We start from the raw sequence: 23,507 nt of genomic DNA, 5'->3' as shown, positions 1-23,507 counted from the left end.
CAGATAATTTTACCATATAGCATTGGTAAATACCAGTTCGTCTTGACTCAAGGCCTTTTAGGATTCTTGTATTCTTTATCAAAAATACGTAAAAATAAAATCTCTAAGGCATTTCTTCCTTAGAGATTTCATAATCATTGAATATGCGTCTTACTTCAACATAAATCAAAATACCATTTTAAACATATCCCATCATCAGTACATAGTGGCATGCACTGCCACCCATGACGAAAAGATGAAACAACTCATGAAATCCAAACCATTTACGATGCTTTAGTGGCCATTTAAGACCGTAGATGATGCCACCTATGGTATATGTGATGCCACCGGCAACCAACCATCTGAATCCTTCTTGGGGCATAGCTTTAAATACCGGATAGATGGCAACAATTACGAGCCAACCCATTAGGAGGTACATACCTGTGGTTAACCATCTTGGTGCATCTAACCAGAATGCTTTCATAATAATACCGGCTATGGCAATACCCCATATAATCACTAGCAAAGTGACACCCAGTGTTCCTTTAAGTGAAATTAAGCAAATCGGTGTATATGTACCTGCAATTAAAACAAAAATCATCATGTGGTCTATACGTTTGTACTTTCTTCTTAAGCTTTCCGGTTGATCAATAATATGGTAGACCGTACTGGCTGTATAAAGCAGTATAAGGCTTAATCCAAATATGGTAAATGTAATTAAATATGTCATGGATCCGACTTCAATTGCTTTTATGATTAAAGTGGCTGCGGCTATACAAGCCAACACAGCACCTATTAAGTGGGTTAATGCACTTATTGGATCTTTGACTTTCATATTATCATACCTCCTATGTAGTATCGTTTACTATGTATTGTCATATTGGTATATTATCATAGGATCCAAGATATTGCAAGAAAAAAAATACATCCCCACCTTGGATATCTATCCATGGCTAGATGTATTCATTCATAGTCCTATCATCATGACTTAACTTCCCAAGATGATTTACAAGTAAGATGCAACGGCCGAAAGCACCATGCTTAATACGATAACTAAGGACACCACAATACTCACTTTTTTAACTAATTTTCGGTTCTGAAAAAACATTCTATTCACTCCAATTCTAATGCGTTTATAAATAACGGACTTTGACTGTTCACTTTAATCAATAACTATATTATAATGGAAATAACAAATAATCTCAAGTAAAACAAAATAGCCTTGCCTCGTTGTACTTGCAAATTGTTCACGGCAAGAAAGATACAAGAAAGGATACGATGATATGGCTTTTCCCATTCTATTTGTTTGGTTTCTTATTGGCATTTTCATCTTCAGACATCACCTTCGAAAGAACTCAAAAATCGAAGATGCTGCCCATGATGCATTCTGGAAAAAAGAAGCTTCTTCCCTCGTAGTAAGAAAACGCGATTTAGAGCCTAATGACTATATACAAACTTCCTTGTCAGAAAAATATATGAAAGATCAAACTTTTTTTGATGGCATACAAGCCCCGGATCTCTATCGTCAACAAATGTATCTTTTTGATCTGTCCCAAAAACCAATGGTCAATTTTCAAAATCTAGATAACGCAGATGTGAGACTTCAATTCGGCACCGCTACAATTACTGCCGTTGAAGCTTATGAAAACAACTACGTTCAATATATTAAAACTCTATTCTTACTGGCTAAAGGACTCATTGCAGTAGGCCAAGAAGACTTGGCAAAACACTACCTTGAAGAAGGTATTGCTGTAGATACAGATATCAGAGGCAATTATACACTACTTGCCACCATCTATAAGCAGCATCAACAAGAAAAGGCCTTAACAAATCTTTATGAACGCGCCATGAATCTTAACACTTTGACTAAAAATCAACTTATAAAAGAATTGGATCAAATCAGACTTGGAAAAGATATAAATCAAAACCCTTTACCATATTGACCGATTAAACCATCAATTTTTTGACTGGCTTCACTTTTTGTCAAAGCATCCAAGTCAAAATCTAAAACCAATTTATGTTGACGCATCAAGCTTAACAAGAATTTTTTTTGTTTTTCTGTCATCGGTGATTGTTTTTTCGGCTTCCATAGTAGAGGGTTCGGCTTGAGTTCAATTCTACTACTCTTATCCATATATTTATACTTAATGATTTGAAACAGCTCATGGGTCGCAAGTGCATCATCCAAAGCCCTATGGGCTTTTTTTCTATTAATCGAACAAATCTTTAGAAGATGGCTTAAACAATAACTGTGTTGATGGTCCATATACTGTCTTGCCAATACCAAAGTATCCAATGCTTTTTTTTCAAAATGCAGGTTAAGCCGCATAGCGTTTGTTTTGAGAAATGAAAAATCAAAGGGAATATTGTGTCCTACAATTGGCAAATCTTCACAAAAAGATAAAAACATTGGCATAACTTGGTTGATTCGTGGTGCCTCAACAACCATCTCATTGGTGATACCGGTCAGATTGGTAATGTTTTCAGGTATGGACACTTCCGGATTAATCAACATATTAAAAGTGGCTGTAATCTGATCATCTATGACTTTGGCCGCACCAATCTCTGTTATTCTTGCAAAATCAGGATGCATACCTGTCGTCTCTATGTCTAGTACAATATAGTCTTTCATACTTTTTATGCTTCCTCTCAACTTTATGTCCATTAACTAGAGGTGGTATCCACCACTTCTAATAAACTCAAGATTTCCTCTAAGACTTCTTTTAATGCAATGGAAAAATCTTTTAAATCCCTTGTCCTCGTATCCAAATCCGCTTCAATAGATATTTCTAATGCTTTGGCTTTTCCTACCAGTTCCGATGCACCTAAGTTACCACTGAGTCCTTTAATACTATGGGCTAAAAGACGTGCTTCTTCTTGCTTGCCCGCATCTAAAAGTTTCTTTATGTCTTCATCTACATGGCTGTACTGATTGTAAAAGCCACTGATTAATGTCTCAAATAGAGACATAGAACCTCCTAAATGTGTTAATGCAACATCTAAGTTCATTTTTTTACTAACCATAGCATCACCCCTCAGTATCTGACACAAAAGTTATCTCTTGTTTTCATTCCATATATTATTGAATTCTACTGATCACCGCTTTTTCTTGATTTTCAATATGTCTAGCAGCAATTTCTTGAGCTTCTATACCATTTTTTTCCATGATTGATTTGACAATTTCTTCGTGCTCATCAATCAGAGTCTTAAAATCACTCATTTGGCGAATATACTCTACTCTAAATCTATAAATCTGTTCTCTCAGATTATTAATCATCTGAACCAACTTTTCATTATTTGTTGAATGGTAGATTACATCATGAAATTCAACGTCCTTTTTAATAACCATTTCCACATCCATAACACGTGCCGCTTCAGTGAATGCCTCATTAATATTTAGGAGTGTTTTCATCTCCTCTTCAGTCATTTTCTGACATGCCAACTTGACCGCCAAACTCTCAAGTGCTGCCCTCACTTCAAGGACGTTTTTAATATCTTGCTCTGTGATTTTAGCCACTTCAGCACCTTTTCTAGGTATCATAATGACCAAACCTTCCAACTCAAGTTTCCTAATAGCTTCCCTTATTGGTGTACGACTCACACCCATTTTTTCAGCCAGTTGTTTCTCCATCAAACGTTCACCAGGCGCTAATTCTCCCTTAAGTATTGCTTTCCTAAGTGTGCTAAAAACAATATCTCTAAGAGGTAAATATTCGTTGACTGTAACCTTAAAACTAGTATTCATGATTCATATCCCCACTTTCAATCTTCATTCTTACAGTATAGCTAACAATAGCCTTTTATTAGCCTTCTTGTACATTAAACGTTGTTGTAACAAAAACTTGCTTTACCGCTTCATGACGCTTTAACTTTTTGGCCGCTTGATAGGCCATATCTTGTTTTAAATAGATTCCAAAAACGGCTGAACCACTTCCACTCATCAAGGCCCCAAGTGCTCCAGTATTTAAAATGAGTTCTTTTATCTTTTCGACCTCTGGATAACCCTTAAAAGTAACCTCCTCAAGTACATTTCCCAAGTTTTGCACTATTTCCTCCAGATGATTAGCTTCAATAGCCTTAACCATATCATCTATACTGGGATGATGACTTATGGCCCTCAAATCAAGGTTCTCATAAACATAGACTGTTGATACACTTTGCTTTGGTTTAACGATTAACAGATAAAGCTTCATAATCGGTTTTATTGGTGTTAGCACTTCACCAATGCCTTCTGCAATCATTGTGCCACCTCGTATGCAGTAAGGTATATCGGCGCCGAATTTAGCGCCTATTTCTTCCATTTTTTCCATGTTCAGACCAAGATCAAATAGTTCGTTCATAGCAAGAATGCTTTGAGCAGCATCCGTACTACCACCGGCCAAACCGGCGCCTACAGGAATAATCTTGTAAAGATCAATATAAATCCCACTTTTAATGCCATAAGACGTTTTCATATATTCAACCACTTGGTAAACCAGATTTCTGTTATCTCTTGGTAAATATGGTAGATTTGTCTTCATTAGTATTTTATTGGATCTGATTTTTTTAAGCCTTATTTTATCATGTAATTCTATGGTCTGCATAACCATGCGAACATCATGATAACCGTTTTCTCTTTTACCAATCACATCTAAAGCAAGGTTGATTTTGGCTCTCGCTTTTTTCTTCACTTCTTTCATACGCACCTGCTTATTGTCCATTTGTATTTTGTATACTTAATATTATATACAATAATGGTTAAAGTGTCAAAACTATATAGTTGAACTTTCACATATAATATATAGTTATGAATGTATCAACGTAATCTATATATTGTATGTGAACTTAGTGAAACTTAGCACAAAAAAAACATCAAGGGTTAACTTGATGTTTTTATTTATTCGCCACAAATGGATAATTCAACATTATGTGTTAATAAGTCTGTATAACTATAGGAAACGCTCCTAAATGAATTTTGTTCTAAATTCTTAACCTTGACTACAAAGATACTAGGGTATGTGTTTTCCAACACACCTTCCTTCACCACAATTCTCTTTCGTCCTTTATTGGCCCGTATTAGAACCTTGCTGCCTACATGAGCTTTAACCTGTTCCCTAACTGCAAATAAATCCTCTTTCGCGATCATTCATACACCTCATCTTTACAACGTATTGGGTTCATGATGTTATCTCTCTATATCCCCTAATTCATTAGATTATAACATATAGGCGGCGAAATGTCAATTGTGTAATCAATTATTTTAACAAAAGATTTTTCTATTGTCAATACTTTTTTTAAATATTTATAGTTCTATGTACTTATGTTTTTATAGTTCCATACCCAAAGTAGTACAAAAAGTGACTACATCACCCTATACGTCTTTTAAATCCAACAAAAAGAAGAGCCAAAACAACAAACTTGTTCTAGCTCTTCATATTATGATTCTGTCTCTAAGTCACTTTCTTCTTCCCTTTTAATACCAAACAGTAAGCGTTCTACAGAGGCTTCATCTAATTCAACTTCATCCAAAATACCTTCTTTTTTTGCTTCAAATAGTGCTCTAAACTGGGCACCTGTTATTTTTTCTTTTTCAATCAACAAGGCTGCTGTCTTGTGAAGAATATCAATATGATTTTCAAGTATTGATTTTGCCTCTTCATACCCAGAATCAACCATTCGTTTTATTTCACTGTCGATTAATCCGGCAATATTCTCACCATAGTTACGGGTGTGACCCCAGTCACGACCTATGAATACTTCTTCATTATCTGACCCAAACTGTATCGGCCCTATAACGTCTGACATACCAAATTTAACCACCATATTCCTAGCTATAGCACTTGCCCGCTCAATGTCATTAGAAGCGCCTGTTGTTATATCATCCAGCACCAACTTCTCTGCAGCACGACCACCCAGTAAGGATACAATTTCTTGTTCCATTTTCTTTTTGGTCATGTACATTGGATCTTTGCTTGGCAATGGCATGGTATAACCACCCGCCATTCCCGTCGGGATAATGGAAATACTATGTACAGGGTCTAATTCTTCAAGTTCTTCAAACAATATAGCATGGCCGGCTTCATGATAAGCCGTTATCCGTTTTTCTTTCTCAGATATAACACGGCTACGTTTTTCCGTTCCAATACCCACACGTACAAAAGCATGTCTAAGGTCCGATTGATTAATTACTTTTTGATCGGATCTGGCTGCATATATGGCCGCTTCATTTAAAAGGTTCTCAAGGTCTGCTCCGGTAAATCCTGCTGTTGTTGCAGCAATCTCTTTAAGACTGACATCGTCAGATAATGGTTTTCCTTTTGCATGAACTTTAAGAATCTCTTCTCGACCTTTCACATCAGGACGTCCGACAAACACCTTACGGTCAAACCGACCGGGTCTTAATAGGGCTGGGTCCAATATATCCACACGGTTGGTCGCTGCTATAACAATAACACCTTCATTAATACCAAAACCGTCCATTTCAACAAGGAGCTGATTGAGTGTTTGTTCACGTTCATCATGACCGCCACCGAGTCCGGCACCTCTTTTTCGCCCAACTGCATCAATCTCATCTATGAAAACAATACATGGTGCATTCTTTTTTGCATTTTCAAATAAATCCCGAACCCTAGAAGCACCCACACCGACGAACATCTCAACAAAATCAGATCCTGATATGCTAAAGAAAGGAACGCCCGCTTCACCGGCTACAGCTTTTGCTAGTAATGTTTTACCTGTTCCCGGAGGTCCTACAAGTAAAACACCTTTTGGTATCCTTGCACCAACCTCAACAAACTTCTTCGGACTCTTTAAGAATTCGACAACTTCTTCAAGTTCATCCTTTTCTTCCTCAAGACCTGCGACCTTATCGAAAGTAACATTCTTATCCTCGTCCAACATCATCTTTGCCTTACTTTTTCCAAAAGACATGACTCTACTTCCACCGCCGCCACCTTGGGCTTGATTCATGATGAACATAAACAAGAACACAACCGCCACCATAATAATTATGGATGGCAATAAACTGACGAACCAATTAGCTCTTGGTACATCTTGTGTATAAACCGGAATGCCATTCATCTTCACATCTTCGTGTATCAAATTAACATCTGACATAAAGAAACTCTTGCTCTCTACATCATCGGTCCAAACTGTAATCTGACCCGTTGGAATCTCAATGTTTGGTTTAATTTCAACACGTTCAACCCTATCAATTTCGGCGAGGAACTCCGTATACCCATATTGATTTTCATTTGTTGGTGTATTTTGCGTTGAAAAAAATAGGGCAAACATAAGAACTAGAATAAGCAATAGATAGAAACTATAACTTTTAAAATTCTTCATAACTTTTCCTCCTTTAACTCTAATGCCTAAGGCACTTTTTAGAACTGCAAATTATAATAATGAATTCTTTATTCCTACTCAATCCCTACCAACTTACCAATATATGGTAGGTTTCGGTATTTTTGCTCAAAATCAAGTCCAAAGCCTAGGACATAATAATCCGGAATTTCAAATCCAACATAATCAACTTCCACATCAACAATTCGACGATCCGGTTTGTCAAGCAAGGTACAGATTTTTATGCTTTCCGGTTTTCTATCTTTAAGAATCTGTAGCAAATAACTAAGTGTTCGCCCAGAATCAATGATATCCTCTACAATAAGTACATCTGCATTTTCAATACTTTCATCAAGGTCTTTAACAATCTTTACTATACCACTTGAACTTGTTTCATTGCCATAACTGGACACCGCCATGAAATCCATGGTCACGGGCACCGATATATATTTGGACAAATCCGACATGAACATTACGCCACCCTTTAGAACGCATATTAAATGTACTTCCTTACCTGCATAATCAGCCGATATTTTTTCACCTAGTTCTTTAATCCGCTGTGTCAATTCTTCTTGTGATATGAGCACTTGAATCTCACCTGTCATAATCGTTCCTCCTTAGAATATACCACTTCAATAATGGTCTTCGTTGCATCCGTCACTTTGTAGGCTTCGTTGATTCTATAACCTACAATCCATATGACTTCATTACCCGATACCAGTAATGGTACCTGGTTTCTAATCGAACGATTCACCTTTTGGTCTATGAAGTAATCTTTGATCTTTTTCTTGTGTAAAGCTGGCGAAAACCTTATAAAATCGCCATTTTCTCTGGTCCGTATGCGTAAATTACCTCTTATTTTATCATAGTCAAACCATTTCGTACATGACTTTTTGGAAAATTCCTTTTGTTTTTCAAATGGGAAAAGTCTCATACAGAAGTCCCCGTATAGATAGGTTTCATGGAGTCTCATAGCCCGCCAGTCTACTTCTATAGATTGTTTCTTTAATATTTCCTCATGGTTATCCTTATCTAGAGTTACGACATCATAGTCACACCTAAGTCGTCTGTTCATAGGCAAATCAATGGCTTTACCTGTTTTCCCTGATCTTACTAGGGCAATCATTTCCTCAGTATGTTGCATACTCACATTCCTAAGACCACCCTCAAGGTAAGCCAGGCCTTGACGCATTACCCGTCTTAAGAGCACCAAATCCAACTCACAAAGAACCGTTCTTTGCCATTTTATTCTCTCTTTTGACTGATGAATCACTGCCTTATCATAAGCCGCCTCAGCCAAACCCTCTAGATACCGATCATCATCTCTTACTAATGAAGCTGTTGCACATATATGTTCGACTAACTTTGGTTGTATCTCTTTCATTAACATCGGCATAATCTGTAAACGTAATTTGTTACGTGTGTACTTGGTATCATTGTTACTTTCGTCTACTTCAAAAGGTATGGATTTTAGTCGACAATATGTCATGATTTCTTCTTTGGTCACATCCAGCAATGGTCTTATGTATTGATCTCTCATAGGTTGCATACCACCTAGTCCTTTAAGGGCACTACCTCTAAAAAGATTCATCAATACCGTTTCTGCCTGGTCATCCAGGTGGTGGGCTAAGGCTACTTGCCCACCTTCTTCTTTAATAATCTTATCAAAAATCTCATACCTTAAATCTCTGGCTGCTTCTTCAACGGATTTGCCACAAGCTGCCAAAGCCATAACATCTACATAAAAGGTCCGACAAGGTATGCCTAAACGCTCACAATGAGCCATAACATGTTCAGCTTCCATGTCTGACGCCTTTCTTAAGCCATGATGTATATGGATTGCTTCAACTTCTAAACTTAAGGTATTTTGATATGTTATAAACAAATCAAGTAACGCCATGGAGTCCGCACCACCTGATAAAGCAACATAAATCTTCCTTGCTTTACCTATTAAATCATATGCTTCTATAAATTTTATAAATTTTTCCATGTCATCGCTCACTTTTTTTAATTATTAAAGGGTGGCTAAAGTGTCAAGCTAAATTTCATCACTTTCACCTACAGAATGATAGAAAAGGTCATCCAAAGGACAACCTTTATCTATCATTCTTTTTCTGCTATATCAATTAATGTCTCATCAGGATAAATTAACCCAAACTTGCTTCTTGCTGTTTTTTCTATAAAGGCTCTGGTTTTCATTTCTTCTTTAATCTTAAGCAGCTCCAGTTGTTTGAGTTTTTCCTCTTTGATCATTTCTGTCAGAACAACCACTTCGGCTTCTCTTTCCTTATTGTCTGTATAAGCTCTTGATATTTGGACAATTCCAACACCAACAAGAAGCATCAGTACAAAAATGATAAAAATCATCGCCTTTTTTTTGCTTTCTTTTTTTCGCTTCATGCAATCACCCTTCTAGGCACATGGCTAATCACTCAGGTATTCGAACATTTCTTTGGCTTCATCTTTCTTACTGGTCTCTTTAACATCTAGAATCTTTGCCTTAACAATCTTGTTACCAAAGGTGATTTTGATAACGTCACCTTCATTGACTTGAGTAGAAGCTTTGGCAACTTTATCATTAATCATAACTCGACCTGCGTCACAGGCTTCATTGGCAACTGTTCTTCTTTTAATAATTCTTGATACTTTTAAGTATTTATCCAATCTCATGACTTATCTTCACTCCTCATTATATCCATATACATCTTGATACTCAAGGGATTTTGTAATATTAGGAACATGGTGAACTTTAATCCTATATTACAAAAAATCTACACCGATCGTGTAGATTTTCAGCATTTTACTATTTAGATGATATTATACGTTTACTGCGTCTTTTAGTGCTTTTCCAGCTTTGAATCTTGGTGCTTTTGATGCTGGAATCTTCATTGCATCGCCAGTTTGAGGATTTCTACCTTCTCTTGCAGCTCTTTCTGCAATATCAAATGTACCAAACCCAACTAATTGAATTTTCTCACCTTTTGCTAACTCTTCAGTGATTACATCCACCAATGCCTTTAATGCTTTTTCAGCATCTTTCTTGCTTAACTCAGTTTTTTCTGCCATTGCGGCTACTAATTCAGATTTGTTCATAAATAACTCCTCCTCTACATTTTTAATGAATTATTAAATTACTTTGCGCCATATGATTTGGCTATATAATAATCGCTATGCGACTATTCGTCTTTTTTAACTTCACTCCAAAGTGCATCCATTTGTGATAAATCCATTTGGCTGAGGTCCTGTCCTCTTGATATAGCAAGGTTCTCAATGCCCTCAAATCTATTTATAAACTTTTCCAAGGCATTTGTCAAGGCATTTTCAGGATTTAATCCCAAAATTCTTGAAATATTTACCACCGAGAACAATAAATCCCCTAATTCCTCTTCAATTGCCTTCGAATCCTTCTTTTCATGCGCTTCCATCAATTCCTGTGCCTCTTCAGTCAGTTTATCAAATGCAGCATAAATATCCGGAAAATCAAACCCGATTTTGCCCACTTTCTTTTGGATCTTTGTTGTCTTAATTAATGCCGGTAATACTTTTGGTACTTGCCTTAGGTCTTCTGTAATCGTTGTAATGGATTTTTCATCCAGTTTAATCTGATCCCACTGATCTAATACTGCCTCGCTATTTGCAACCTGTATGGTATCAAAAACATGGGGATGCCGTCGTATCAGTTTTTCAACTATACCATCTACCACTTCTTCAATAGTAAACGTAGCTGTCTCTTTACCTATTTGACTATGAAAAACAACTTGTAATAGCAAGTCTCCAAGTTCTTCTTTTATGTTGGTGAGATCATTCTTATTAATGGCTTCTACAAGTTCATAGGCCTCTTCAATAACAGCGTTTTTTATGGATGCATGGTCTTGTTCTCTATCCCATGGACAACCTTCTTCACTTCTTAATATAGACATGACTTGAAGCAAATCCTCAAAGGTATATGTCTCCCCATTTTTCTCAATCTTCGTCATATTTTCCCCTTCCACCAGCCTATCTCATACACATACTTGAATCATGTTATAAACCCACTTATTCATTCTCAACGGCATTTAGAAGGTCAAGTTCCAACCATTTAGGGCCCAGTTCAATGGATACACCTTGAAGCCATCTGCTATAAATGTTGTCAAAAGCTTCTTTGTATAACTTCGCCCGTGCTTCTTCATAAAGTGACTTTTCCCATAACTCAAACTGAGCATTATACTCTCCAACGGTTTCTTTATCCGGTGTTTCCACAAATAGCAACTTGAAGATATGAAAACCATACTCACCTTCTATAATAGGCGTCATCTCGCCCGGATTAATCTCTTGAAGATGAACTATAAAATCTTTCGGCAATTGAAAGTTGGATAACATAATACCCAAATCATCGGCGGCACTTATTGGGTCTTCTGAATATTCTCTTAAGACTTCTTCAAAAGCTACACCGCTATGAACAGCTTCATAAGCGGCCTCAATCTTACTACGGGCTTGTATCACTTTCTCTACATCTAAAGCCATCCATACATCATCACTATTCTTCTCATGAGTATAGACCACAATATGCTGAACATAATAAGAGGTTAGAATATCTATCGCACTTTCATCTTTTAGCTTAACATATTCAACGTTTTCTCTGACTTTGTCCTCAACTTGTCCTGAATCTAGTTCATAACTCTCAATGGTTTGATTTTCTAAGCTTCTGGCCCTATAATTATCACCGATGACATCATAGACAGTCTCCAAAGAAATCTCATATTTTTCTATAAAACTTCCGGATAAACTATCATAATACCTTTTTGCTTCCTGTTCCAAGATATCAACTTCACTTTCCGTTAGCGTGATCCCTTGTTCATCTGCTTTTTGATTTAAGACTTTCACTTTAATAAGGTTGTCAAGAGCGCCTTGCTTAGCCACTTCATTGGCTGATTTCCCACCGCTAAAATCCTTGATTTCCCATACATCTTCCCCGCCAAAAGCCAAAAAATCATTATAAGTCTGAAACAAATAGACCATTACTTCTGCCTCTTCAACTTCCGCATTACCTATCCTAAGCCAAGTGTCTGGATTCGTTTTACTCGTGCTGCAACCCATCACAACTGTGATCGCAATTAACAGACAAACCAAAGACGGTATTATTTTTTTAACTAAAACCAATGCCAAACAGCTCCATTTCTAAAATTCATTATTCCTATAAGGGCTAAGCAAAAAGTTCAGTTCTAGATTATTAACACATTAGCCCTACCTATATAGTTCTTCATACTCATTATATGCTACAATACTTAAACCTTCAAACCCTTTAGAGACTGTAACAAAGTCTTAATATGTCTGAAAACTTCCTTTTTACCATTCCCAGGCATCTCAAGGGCAAAATAGGGTTGATCGGCAATGGCAAATTTCAATGAATGTCCATAAGACTTAATCAATTCAGGTATGCCTGATGGGTCAATTTTTGCATCTTTTTTTATCTCAAATATATATTTTTCTTCTTTTTCTAAGATTGCTGTAATTCCAATATCATGAGCCAAGCCCTTAATATAGCCAATCTCAAGTAAATTTATAACGGGTTTAGGTAATTCTCCAAAACGGTCTAGTAGTTCATCTTGAATATCTAGATAATCTGCTTCTGATTCTATGGTAGCAATCTTCTTATAGGCCTCAATTTTTCTTACTTCATCATTGATATAAGTTATGGGTATATAGGCGTCCACATTAATATCTATAAGCGTTTCAAAGCTTTCTTCTGTGTCAAAATCATTTTTTAGTTTTCGAACTTCTTTCTCCAAGAGCTTACAATACAGGTCATAACCTACAGCATCCATATGACCATGTTGCTTTGCACCAAGTAAATTGCCTGCGCCTCGTATCTCCAAGTCACGCATGGCAATCTTAAATCCAGCACCAAATTCAGTAAACTCCCGTATTGCTTCCAACCTTTTTTCCGCTATTTCCTTAAGCACTTTGTCTCGTTTGTACATAAGATAGGCATAAGCAACTCGATTAGACCGACCGACCCTGCCCCTAAGCTGATAAAGCTGAGATAGTCCCATGCGATCTGCATTATGTATAATCATTGTATTGACATTTGATATATCAAGTCCGGTTTCAATGATGGTCGTGGCCACCAAAACATCAATATTGCCATTTATAAAATCAAACATGATGTTTTCAAGTTCTCTTTCACTCATTTGACCATGGGCATAAGCCACACTGGCTTCTGGAACTTCCTTGGCAATCTGATTAGCAACTTCATCAATCTCTTTAACCCGATTATAGACATAGTACACTTGTCCACCTCTTGCCAGTTCTCTGTATATCGCATCCTTAATAAGTGCATCATTGTGTTCCAAAACATATGTCTGGATAGGATGACGTTCTTCTGGTGGGTCTTCAAGTACACTCATATCCCTAATACCGATCAAACTCATGTGGAGGGTTCTAGGTATTGGTGTAGCTGTTAAGGTTAATACATCCACAGTTTCCTTCATTGATTTTATAGCTTCTTTGTGTTTAACACCAAAACGTTGTTCCTCATCAACAATTAATAAACCTAGATCTTTGAACACAACATCCTTGGATACAAGGCGATGGGTTCCAATAACCACATCGATTAAGCCTCTTCTCAAACCCTCAAGAATCTTCTTCTGTTCTTTAGCGGTCCTGAACCTAGATAGCATTTCAACTTTTACCGGAAAATCTTTCATTCTTTGAACAAAATTATTATACTGCTGCTGTGCCAAAATAGTGGTGGGCACCAAATAGGCAACTTGTTTGTTTTCTTGAATGGCTTTAAAAGCAGCTCTAATAGCGACCTCGGTTTTTCCATAACCTACATCGCCACAAATGAGACGATCCATGATTCTTGAACTCTCCATATCCCTTTTAGTATCTTCAATGGCTGTGAGTTGGTCTTCTGTTTCTTCGTATGGAAACATCTCTTCAAACTCATTTTGCCATACCGTATCCTTCTCATACCGATAGCCTTTTGCCATTTCTCTTTTTGCATATAAAGCAACAAGATCCTTTGCAATCTCTTCGACAGCACCTTTGACCCGTTCTTTTGTCGCTTTCCATTCACCGGTTCCAAGTTTGTTCAACTTAGGTTTTTTACCTTCTGCGCCTATGTATTTCTGAATGGCATCCAACTGTGTTGTGGCAATATATAGATTGCCATCATCTTTATAAGAAATCTTAATAAAATCTTTTCCGATGCCCTCCACTTCTATCTTTTCAATGCCTTTAAAAACACCCACACCATGATTCTCATGAACCACATAGTCCCCTTGCTTTAACTCATTAAAATGACTTAGCTTCTTCCCGTCCTTGAATTTTTTTTGACGCTTATGTTGTTTTTTCCCTACAAGCTCTGTTTCTGTAAGTACCACAAGCTGAATATGTGGGTATTCAAACCCTTTATGCATAGAACCATAAGACACTGCAACCGAACCACGTGTAAGACCCATTTCGGCGTTATAAAGAGTATAAGCTCTAATGCCTTGGTCATTCAGCAACTCAACCATATGGCCGGCTCTTGTTTTTGAAGCACAAAGTAATAAAATCTCATATTGGTTCTCTACCCAGCCTCTAATATCTTTAATCATAAGTTCAAAGCTTCCATGATAAGGATTGACTGAACGCACCAACATCTCTATTTTCGAAGTATTATGCACAAAGGCATCTTTATGATTTAATGTACTTAAACTTATTACAGCATTTTTTTCGATTTTTTTGACAATTTGACCTTCTTTAAATAGAACATCCACCTGCCCTTTTAATAAATAGCCTTTTTCATAACGACTACGCATACTTTCATTAAATTCCGAAAAAAGATTGGTCAGTCTTTCTTTAATCCTTTGTGGCTCATCTAAATATATGACAGGATCTTGAAAATAATCAAAAATAGAGGCTACCTCATCTTCATAATAATGTAAATTGCCTTCTATGCCATTGAAATTACCTTCACCCTTTATTTTTTGAACCAAATCATCCACACAGCGTTCCAATCTTTCTAAATACTGGGGATCGCCTTTTAAAAAGAACTTTTTAGTCTTTTCATAATCTTTTTGAACGGCTTTTTCAGCTTTTTTTATTGAAGCATCCGATACCACAACTTCTCTAGCCGGATAAATGGCTACTTCTTCTAAAGCAACTGTTGATCTTTGAGTTTCCATATTGACCTGTCTTATAGAGTCAATCTCGTCACCCCATAGTTCTATACGAACCATTTCAGATTCCGTTAATGGAAAAATATCAATAATACCACCACGAATGGTGAATTGCCCTCGACTTTCTACTTGATCCGTCCTTTTATAACCCATATATATTAAGCGCTTGCCAAGACCAGTCATCTCAAGGACTTCCCCTTGTTTACAGTAAATGACACTCTCTGCGATTCTCGTCAATGGCATAAGGCGATCTACCAATGCGTCTACCGACATAATAACTACAGCTTCTTGATGTTCTATTAATTGCCTAAAAAGACGCATCCGTTCTTTAACGATATCATTACTATGCACATCTGCACTATAAAAAATAATGTCTTTGGATGGGTAGATATAGACTTTTTCCTGGAAGAACATCATATCTTCATAGATTTCTCTTGCTCTAACATCATTATACGTAATAATCAACTTCTGAGGATGGTCAGACAAGGCTGAAACCAAATGACACTTTTGAGAGTCAATCGCGCCATAAATAGCCATGGGCGTTTCTTTATATTTCAGTTTATTTTTTGCTATATGAAAAGCTTCCAGCTTTTCCAAAGGCTGATTTAATATATTCATACATAACCTATCTTTCCAAAAACCGCACAAAAGGCCTTAACCTGGCGGCTAAGACATCATGAATTTTCCTATATTTAGTTGAACTTTCATATACAATATATCGTTAAGAATGTGCAACATAATCTATATATTGTATGTGAATTTAGTGAAACTTAGTTTTGACCCTTTAACCACTTTATTATACTTGATAAAAACAGTTATGACAAGTTTGCAAGTGGTCGGTCTTGGTAGACGAAAAAAGAACAAAAAATTGCCTCTTAGTTCATGAGGGATTGACTAAGAGGCTAGGGCCAAAAATTTTTATCAGAATCTATTGCCGCCATTTATCACTTTGGCTCTAGAGTTCTTTCACTTTTTGATACACATTGGTATCTTTTTCAAAAGCGTAGAGCTGATTGTTTCTCTTCATATAAGCATCATAAGTAGAGTCAACGACAACCCAACGGTTTTCACTTGCCAAGTACACTTCATTCCAAGCATGATAAACGCTTGTCCATGTCGTATAACCTTTGGCCATTTTTGTTGGTATACCTTGACTTCTCAACATAGCCCCAAGCAAAGCAGAATAATCATAACATATACCGGATTTGTCAAGAATCGTCTGATCAATATTGGGTAAATAATCATAGTTCAAGGTTTTTATTTTATTATAGTCATAAGAAATATTGTTAACGACATAATTATATAGAACGTTTACTTTTTCTCGTTCCGTTAATTGAACCGCCATATTTTTATGACTTTGTTGCTTTCTAAAAGTTGCTTCCTGCAGAAGTCTTTGGGCAAGCAATACAGCTTGACTGTCTTGACGCCAACTGATTTCTTGAACACTATTTAAATAGACCTTTTTAACGTCTGTTATGGTCACATTAAAACTTTTTGTATGAACCGCTCTATACTTGCTATCCGTTGTATTCTCATAAATACCAACAGTATAAGTGCCATCTCCAAGTTGCAAAGGAAATCCGATATATGCCTCACTGTTTGACAGATTGTATTGAACTCTTTGATCACCTTTAGATATAAGCAACTTCACCTTTTTTGTTGTACCTGTATTAAATTTAACCCTTACTATACCTTCATTAACTTGACTTGAATCTACATCTATTGTCGATGATGCCCAAGTCGTCGTTTCAGATATGAGAAAGAGAAAGATCACTGAAAAAATTAAAAATACAACCTTCTTCATTTGAAACTCTCCTTTCGGTAACCGGCTACCACCTGCATTGCAGAAGGTCCTTGGCTTTGCGTCCCACCCTTTCGAATGGTTTGCGGTATCGTTGAAAGCTTATCTTGAAGTGTTGTATCACCAGAAATATTTATCCTTTAGGGTACAAAAAAACTTCCCTTTCGGCAACCGGCTACCACCTGCACTGCAGAAGGCCCTTGGCTTTGCGTCCCATCCTTTCGAATGGTTTGCTATTATCGGTGAAAAGCACCAAAATTATAAGCTGTATTATCTTGTATACATTATAGCATAATAGGTCTATAGAATGCAATGTTTGTCTCTAACTTGTAACTTATTGCCTATCCTTATAGTCCTTTAGACCTATTATGCCTTCTATTATTTGTCATTTTATAACACCATGGACAATCAAACGATGTGTCGAAGTGTACAGAGGGTGGCAAGTAATTAGCGTAATAACTTTGTGATTACTACTGCCTCTTAATACAGAAAGATCATCCGGCTCAACAATGCGTGTTTCATATACTTCATAGATATATGTTTGACCGCCTGTTGTCACTTTTATGGTATCGCCAATCTCCACCTCATTCAAACGGTTAAAATAAGTACCGAAGCTGTGACTTCTATGCCCTGCCACAACAGCATTTCCAATACTTCCAAGAGCAGCCGTTTCCGGCATATGCCCTACTGCGAATTTCAAGGTGGCTAAATCCACACCTTCTGCAACCGGTAGTTTAATACCTATTTTATCAATTTCAAGTATGGCAACAGCTTTCGGTCTCTGTTTGATTATAACCGTTTCTTCAAGGTTTCCTTCCAAATCATCCTCTACCAAACCTTCATCATCTATAGATGATACACCTGGGACTTCAAGAGCCTCTGATAAATCCTCTTGATTTTCTTCTTGAACGCCCCATTCTAAAGATGCACTTAGGTCATCATAACTATCTGTATCTTCTATCATTATGCTTTGCTCAAGAAAATCTGCCAACAAGGCTTCTTGTCTTTGGGTTGCTATGTATCGTCCCACAAGTGGTACTGTAATAATTACAATACCAACAATAATCAGTAAGGTTCCAATATGTTTTTTCAATGACTTTCACCTGCTTTCTTATTGTTAAAATGGTTCATGGCTTTCTCCACACCCACATCCAAAATCATAGCAACTGCATCTGCTGACATCTTTATAGCAGCTTGTATCGTTTTGATTTCCAAGTCATCAAACCTAGAGAGGACATAATCCGCCAAATCCCATCCAGGCGGTTTTTCACCTACGCCCACTTTAATCCTAATAAACTCTTGAGTTTTCATATGGGCTATGATATTTTTGATGCCATTATGACCGCCGGCGCTACCTCTTTCCCTGATTCTAAGCTTACCCACATCCAAACTGGTATCATCATAAACGACGATGATTTTATCCGGTGTTTCCTTATAAAAGCCAAGAACATCGGCAATAGCTTCACCACTTAAGTTCATATATGTTTGGGGTTTCATTAATATAACTTTTTCACCTTTGATGACGCCTTGACCTACGAATGCCTTATGTTTTTTTCGATCTAATTTGATATGGTAGTCATAAGCAAGTCTTTCTATCACTTCAAACCCAATATTGTGACGGGTTCCGTTAAATTTTGTTCCAGGGTTACCAAGACCTATGATAAACAGCATCTTATACCTCTTTCATTCTTACATATTCTGCTATGATTAGAGGGGCAAAGGATATAAAATTATCCCCTTAATCATGATTCCATTATACGTCAGTTGTGTTTGGAGTGCAATAACAAACAAGGCTGCCTATAGGCAGCCTCATCACTAGTTAATATATATGTTTTGCTCACGATCCGGACCCACGCCAACCATGGTGATTTTGGCACCACATAGTTCTTCACATCTTTGAATATACGTTTTTGCCTCTTTAGGCAAATCTTCATACTTTCTAATGTGATCGATTGAACCCCAACCGGGTAGCTCTTCATAGATTGGTTCACACAGAGCCAAATCTTCAAGGCTTGCTGGAAACTCATTCACAACTTCATCACCTTTTTTATATGCTACACAGATTTTTACGGTATCAATATTGGCCATAACATCAATCTTGTTAAGGGCTATGCTGGTTAAACCACTCGTTCTAACAGCAAATTTTCCGATGACCGCATCAAACCAACCCACTCTTCTAGGTCGACCTGTTGTTGTTCCATATTCATGGCCAACATCCCTAATCTTATCTCCAACAGTATCAAATAATTCTGTTGGAAACGGGCCTTTCCCGACTCGGGTGATGTAACCTTTCATGACCCCGATACATTCATCAATAGCAGTGGGTCCAATACCCGACCCCACACAAACACCACCCGTTACAGGATGTGACGATGTAACATAAGGGTAAGTGCCAAGATCAATGTCTAACAATGTACCTTGAGCACCTTCAAACAAGACTTTCTGTTGCTTACTCAGCGCTTCAAATACTTCAACGGTTGTATCCTTTACATATTTTTTCAACTTTTTTGCATAATTCAAGTATGTCTCAATAATTTCTTCAGCATCCAGCTGAATTTCTTGATTGTAGACATATTTGATGATTTTATTCTTGATTAAAACATTCTCTCGGACTCTATTTTTAAAAACCTCTTCATTATATAAATCACAAACTCTTATGCCTGAACGTTCCGCTTTATCCATATAACATGGTCCAATGCCTTTTTTGGTTGTACCAATGTCACCTTCACCTCTATGATCTTCTTTTATGCCATCTAAAATCTTATGATAAGGCATAACCAGATGTGCACGATCGCTGATGCTTAATTGATCTGTTGAGATGCCCTTTTCATGAATATGGTCAATTTCTTCCAAAATACCTTCCGGGTCTATAACCACACCATTGGCCACAATACATTTTGTGCCACTATATAGTATTCCTGAAGGTATGAGATGGAACTTATAGACTTCGTCTCCAACAACGACAGTATGACCGGCATTGTTTCCACCTTGTGAACGTACGACCACCTCAGCCTCTTCTGATAATATGTCGATTATTTTGGCCTTACCTTCGTCGCCCCATTGAGCGCCGATAATTATTTTTGCAGACATGTCAACAGCCCCTTTCGTTCCTCAATCACATTTATTTTGTTCAAACAATATATCCTTAATACATTTATATTAATGGTTAGGATGTCAAAACTATATATTGTATGTGAATTTAGTAAAACTTCGTTTTAGCCCTTTAACCATATTAGTATTTATATCTATAAGATGACTAAAGTGTTAATTTTCAATGAATCCTTAATATTTCTCTTGCCATCATAGTCCTTATGTCCGATAATAATTATACCACAACTACACAGCAAGTTAGCTGCCAAAAGCAACCCTAACAAATAGTATCAGATTTATAGGCATAAATCAACTGTTTTCGAACATTTTTTGAGTTTTTGAAGAAAACATTCGGCTTTGCTTTTTCTATACTTTTATCGTATAATATAAGTATAAGATGCTGAATTGCTTTCTATGTAGTGAATGTAACTGACCCGAATTTGTTGCCTTCGAGAAGGAAGTGATGATATGAGAATTGAAAAAATAAGTAGCAATCAAATAAAATGTGTACTCGATAAGGAAGAACTCTTAAACAGACACATTAATGTCAACGAACTCGCATATGGTTCGGAAAAAGCTCAGGAACTCTTCAAAGACATGATGCAAAAAGCTTCCTTTGAGTTTGGCTTCGAGTCAGGTACCACACCCCTGATGATCGAAGCGGTCCCTCTATCATCCGAAGGCATTATGTTGATTATTACAAAAGTCGATAACCCAGATGAATTAGACGATAAATATTCAGGATTGTCCATTCCAAGCGCTCGTACCTTTAAGAAAAAAGAAGAACCTACTGAACAAACCGCCCACGAAGTGGTACATCCTGAAGAACATCATAAAGAACCTTCCATAGAAGATGAGAAAATAGCTGCATTTTTTGTATATGGATTTGACACATTGGATGATTTAACAACTGCAAGCAGATTTTTACTTAAGTATCCTTTTGATCAAAGCCGCGTTTACAAAACCGATTCACCACAAAAATATATCTTCAGTATGCAGTCAGAAGGTCTACATAAATCGGATTGTAAAGTTATCCGAGGTATCTTATCAGAGTATGGTGAGGCCATACATTGTAGAAAATCAAAACTGGATTTTTATGATGAGCATTATGACATCGTTATTAAAACACAAGCAATCAACGTCTTAAGCAATCTATAAATAATATTTTACGCAAAAAAGCTGTCATATACATGACAGCTTTTTCTATGTTTTTTAATTATAGGCTTTTTAAGTATGTGTTAATGTTATCTGTCAATATATCGACATCCATACCATGAACCATACATGCTTCTTCAAGGGATTCACCTTGTGAAGATGGGCATCCAACACAGTGCATACCTGCTTCCATAAGAATAGGAATGACACCTTGATCAACACGAATAATATCGCCAATAATCATATCTCTTGTAATTTGAGCCATGACTTACCTCCTTTATATCTATTTTAATGATTTTTATTATCATATAACATAAGCTATTATAAACTATTTCTTCATAAAAAACAAGTTCAACCCCATGAAGACAATAATTTTATAACTCTTTTGTATTTTTTTACTACTCAAGAAACGTTCTACTATTACAAAGAGACAAGGATTTTTCCGCTTTGGAGCATTCCCCAGACATAGGTTCTACAGAGCAACTGGTGCTTTCAAGCCCATTATATGATATAATAAGTCTAAGTAATAAATCATTCACTGGAGGTGTTTTTATGTATGTAAAAAACCAAATGACTACTGATGTTGTAACTGTTTTCAAGGATGCTTCAATCGATTTAGCTTTTCAACTGATGATTGAAAAAGGATGCAAACAATTGCCGGTTATTGATAACGGTCAACTTGTTGGTTGTGTCACCGAGCAGCTTCTTTCAGAAGTAAGTCCTTCAAAAGCCACAACACTTAGTATGTATGAACTTAATTATTTACTCAGCAAAACCAAAGTCAAAGACATCATGATTAAAGATATGCCTACCGGCACACCGGACATGCTCATGGAGGATGCGGCACAACTTTTAATAAACAGTGGTGTTGATTCCCTTCCTATTACAGAAGGAAAAAAATTGGTAGGTATTATAACCCGCACCGATATACTTAAATCCTATCTCGAGTTAACCGGCGTCGGTGAAATTGGCACTCGGGTCTCCATCAAAGCAAAAGATGAGACCGGTATATTAGCAGATATCACCGGTATAATAAAAGACTTCAACATTAATATCGCTCATGTAGCCAATTACGATCACATCGGCAGTGATGATGCTGGAGAAATCATTATCCGTCTTGCTTCAACAGAAACCGAGACACTAATCAAAGCCCTCGAAGCATCCGGATACGAGATACTCAGTGTCCGCCAAAACCTAAATGAGTAACTATTTGCATTAAATATAAAAACGAGCTTTACTGTAAGACTTTAGTCAACAGTAAAGCTCGTTTTTAATTTAAGGCAGTCATACGGGCTGTGGAAGGGTTTTCATCGGGCCTCTAATTCTTAATGTCGAATCCACCAAATAAGGCAAAACCATTAATAACCAAATCAATCTCTCTGTTCGGATCCTTAGACAGTCTCGTCTTATTTCCCCACCCTCCAAATAAAGGTATGCCTGTAACCATAACTTTCCATTCTTCAGGGACTTTAATATCCACGCCACCAAAAGCAACGAAAATATCCATTTTTGCAGGTACTTCAATAATCTTAGCACCTCGAAGGTCGAGATCAACACCACCGAACATGGCAAAAATATTACCGCCTTTAAAATTCTGGGATAGATTGATGGTCTCCGCACCGGAAAATAGTACAACATTTTCCACCATATCCTCACTTACTTGGTTTCTTCCAAACATACCTCTAGGTCCTTTTGAAGTCAGAATCCATAGGCCCAACAATATAATGACAAGCGGCCATATCAAATCCCAAAACCGTAAATGTTCAAAGTACTCAAACCCAAGATTTCTAAGTAAAAATATGGTTCCTACAATAGCCATAATACCACTAAATACAAAGTTTTTGGGTTGTTCTACCAGATTAATCAATCCAATTGCAATAAGCAAAATAGGCCAAAATGTCCTAACAAGACCATCTATTTTAACATAGCCAAGGCTTCCTGCCAAAGCCAGTAAACCTACGGAAAGAATCAGGATACCAATTACCGTTCTCTTATTCATAGCATTTCCTCCAATA

Annotated in this window: 24 protein-coding genes and 2 riboswitches; of the genes, 3 read left to right on the top strand and 21 right to left on the bottom strand. The window is 36.9% G+C overall.

The window, feature by feature from the left end:
• Positions 1-178: 178 nt before the first annotated feature.
• Positions 179-814 carry a PAQR family membrane homeostasis protein TrhA gene (trhA, locus tag P0N36_RS03335; RefSeq protein ID WP_275841413.1) on the bottom strand — a complete coding sequence of 212 codons (636 nt, stop codon included), beginning with the start codon at positions 812-814 and terminating at the stop codon, positions 179-181.
• A 448-nt stretch (positions 815-1,262) separates the two neighbouring features.
• Here trhA and P0N36_RS03330 point away from each other — a divergent pair, with 448 nt between their 5' ends.
• The gene (locus P0N36_RS03330) at positions 1,263-1,922 is read left to right on the top strand and encodes a hypothetical protein (protein WP_275841412.1); all 660 of its coding nucleotides are present in this window, start codon (positions 1,263-1,265) and stop codon (positions 1,920-1,922) included.
• Here P0N36_RS03330 and P0N36_RS03325 read toward each other — a convergent pair.
• From P0N36_RS03325 to P0N36_RS03240, 18 genes are all read right to left on the bottom strand, one after another.
• Positions 1,901-2,611, bottom strand: coding sequence for a 3'-5' exonuclease (locus P0N36_RS03325; RefSeq protein WP_275841411.1), 711 nt, complete (start codon positions 2,609-2,611; stop codon positions 1,901-1,903). The genes P0N36_RS03330 and P0N36_RS03325 overlap by 22 nt on opposite strands.
• A gap of 32 nt (positions 2,612-2,643) precedes the next feature.
• A complete protein-coding gene (locus P0N36_RS03320; RefSeq protein WP_275841410.1) occupies positions 2,644-3,003 on the bottom strand; it encodes an Hpt domain-containing protein in 360 nt (119 codons plus the stop codon).
• A gap of 55 nt (positions 3,004-3,058) precedes the next feature.
• Entirely contained in the window at positions 3,059-3,724 is a 666-nt protein-coding gene (locus tag P0N36_RS03315) for a GntR family transcriptional regulator (protein ID WP_275841409.1), read from the bottom strand.
• A gap of 58 nt (positions 3,725-3,782) precedes the next feature.
• A complete protein-coding gene (gene ispE / locus P0N36_RS03310; RefSeq protein WP_275841408.1) occupies positions 3,783-4,658 on the bottom strand; it encodes a 4-(cytidine 5'-diphospho)-2-C-methyl-D-erythritol kinase in 876 nt (291 codons plus the stop codon).
• 197 nt (positions 4,659-4,855) lie between these two features.
• A complete protein-coding gene (locus P0N36_RS03305; protein WP_125137291.1) occupies positions 4,856-5,104 on the bottom strand; it encodes a Veg family protein in 249 nt (82 codons plus the stop codon).
• 290 nt (positions 5,105-5,394) lie between these two features.
• Positions 5,395-7,302 carry an ATP-dependent zinc metalloprotease FtsH gene (gene ftsH, locus P0N36_RS03300; RefSeq protein WP_275841407.1) on the bottom strand — a complete coding sequence of 636 codons (1,908 nt, stop codon included), beginning with the start codon at positions 7,300-7,302 and terminating at the stop codon, positions 5,395-5,397.
• A gap of 74 nt (positions 7,303-7,376) precedes the next feature.
• Positions 7,377-7,904, bottom strand: a complete 528-nt coding sequence (gene hpt, locus P0N36_RS03295; RefSeq protein ID WP_275841406.1) for a hypoxanthine phosphoribosyltransferase — start codon at positions 7,902-7,904, stop codon at positions 7,377-7,379.
• Positions 7,901-9,289, bottom strand: a complete 1,389-nt coding sequence (gene tilS / locus P0N36_RS03290; protein ID WP_275841405.1) for a tRNA lysidine(34) synthetase TilS — start codon at positions 9,287-9,289, stop codon at positions 7,901-7,903. The genes hpt and tilS overlap by 4 nt, the downstream gene beginning before the upstream one ends.
• A gap of 113 nt (positions 9,290-9,402) precedes the next feature.
• Positions 9,403-9,699, bottom strand: coding sequence for a septum formation initiator family protein (locus tag P0N36_RS03285; RefSeq protein WP_275841404.1), 297 nt, complete (start codon positions 9,697-9,699; stop codon positions 9,403-9,405).
• Between the two features lie 24 nt (positions 9,700-9,723).
• A complete protein-coding gene (locus P0N36_RS03280; RefSeq protein WP_275841403.1) occupies positions 9,724-9,969 on the bottom strand; it encodes an RNA-binding S4 domain-containing protein in 246 nt (81 codons plus the stop codon).
• 147 nt (positions 9,970-10,116) lie between these two features.
• Positions 10,117-10,392 (bottom strand): HU family DNA-binding protein, encoded by a 276-nt coding sequence (locus P0N36_RS03275; RefSeq protein WP_125137285.1) that lies wholly within the window; start codon positions 10,390-10,392, stop codon positions 10,117-10,119.
• Between the two features lie 83 nt (positions 10,393-10,475).
• On the bottom strand, positions 10,476-11,276 hold the full coding sequence (mazG, locus tag P0N36_RS03270; protein ID WP_275841402.1) for a nucleoside triphosphate pyrophosphohydrolase: 801 nt from the start codon (positions 11,274-11,276) through the stop codon (positions 10,476-10,478).
• Positions 11,277-11,334: 58 nt separating this feature from the next.
• A complete protein-coding gene (locus tag P0N36_RS03265; protein WP_275841401.1) occupies positions 11,335-12,438 on the bottom strand; it encodes a peptidylprolyl isomerase in 1,104 nt (367 codons plus the stop codon).
• A 125-nt stretch (positions 12,439-12,563) separates the two neighbouring features.
• Positions 12,564-16,064, bottom strand: coding sequence for a transcription-repair coupling factor (gene mfd, locus P0N36_RS03260; protein ID WP_275841400.1), 3,501 nt, complete (start codon positions 16,062-16,064; stop codon positions 12,564-12,566).
• 337 nt (positions 16,065-16,401) lie between these two features.
• Positions 16,402-17,250, bottom strand: coding sequence for a transglutaminase-like domain-containing protein (locus P0N36_RS03255; RefSeq protein ID WP_275841399.1), 849 nt, complete (start codon positions 17,248-17,250; stop codon positions 16,402-16,404).
• 13 nt (positions 17,251-17,263) lie between these two features.
• A riboswitch (cyclic di-GMP riboswitch) is annotated at positions 17,264-17,345 on the bottom strand.
• A gap of 65 nt (positions 17,346-17,410) precedes the next feature.
• Positions 17,411-17,492: riboswitch (cyclic di-GMP riboswitch) on the bottom strand.
• A 140-nt stretch (positions 17,493-17,632) separates the two neighbouring features.
• Positions 17,633-18,340, bottom strand: a complete 708-nt coding sequence (locus tag P0N36_RS03250; protein WP_275841398.1) for a class D sortase — start codon at positions 18,338-18,340, stop codon at positions 17,633-17,635.
• Complete coding sequence (pth, locus tag P0N36_RS03245) at positions 18,337-18,918, bottom strand: aminoacyl-tRNA hydrolase (RefSeq protein WP_275841397.1); 582 nt, start codon at positions 18,916-18,918, stop codon at positions 18,337-18,339. Before pth ends, P0N36_RS03250 begins: the two co-directional genes overlap by 4 nt.
• A gap of 144 nt (positions 18,919-19,062) precedes the next feature.
• Entirely contained in the window at positions 19,063-20,337 is a 1,275-nt protein-coding gene (locus P0N36_RS03240) for an adenylosuccinate synthase (RefSeq protein WP_275841396.1), read from the bottom strand.
• 468 nt (positions 20,338-20,805) lie between these two features.
• On the opposite strand from P0N36_RS03240, the gene P0N36_RS03235 reads away from it, so the two are divergent.
• Positions 20,806-21,495 (top strand): adaptor protein MecA, encoded by a 690-nt coding sequence (locus P0N36_RS03235; protein ID WP_275841395.1) that lies wholly within the window; start codon positions 20,806-20,808, stop codon positions 21,493-21,495.
• 58 nt (positions 21,496-21,553) lie between these two features.
• Here P0N36_RS03235 and P0N36_RS03230 read toward each other — a convergent pair whose 3' ends face one another.
• On the bottom strand, positions 21,554-21,757 hold the full coding sequence (locus P0N36_RS03230; RefSeq protein ID WP_275841394.1) for a DUF1858 domain-containing protein: 204 nt from the start codon (positions 21,755-21,757) through the stop codon (positions 21,554-21,556).
• Between the two features lie 287 nt (positions 21,758-22,044).
• Between P0N36_RS03230 and P0N36_RS03225 the strand changes: the two genes are divergently transcribed.
• Positions 22,045-22,698: a CBS and ACT domain-containing protein gene (locus P0N36_RS03225; protein WP_275841393.1), complete on the top strand. Its 654-nt coding sequence runs from the start codon at positions 22,045-22,047 to the stop codon at positions 22,696-22,698.
• 112 nt (positions 22,699-22,810) lie between these two features.
• Here P0N36_RS03225 and P0N36_RS03220 read toward each other — a convergent pair whose 3' ends face one another.
• Positions 22,811-23,491: a LiaF transmembrane domain-containing protein gene (locus P0N36_RS03220; RefSeq protein WP_275841392.1), complete on the bottom strand. Its 681-nt coding sequence runs from the start codon at positions 23,489-23,491 to the stop codon at positions 22,811-22,813.
• Between the last annotated feature and the right edge of the window lie 16 nt (positions 23,492-23,507).

It is taken from the genome of Petrocella sp. FN5, assembly GCF_029210395.1.
Classification (GTDB): domain Bacteria; phylum Bacillota; class Clostridia; order Lachnospirales; family Vallitaleaceae; genus Petrocella.
This window is presented reverse-complemented; position numbering and strand designations above follow the sequence as displayed.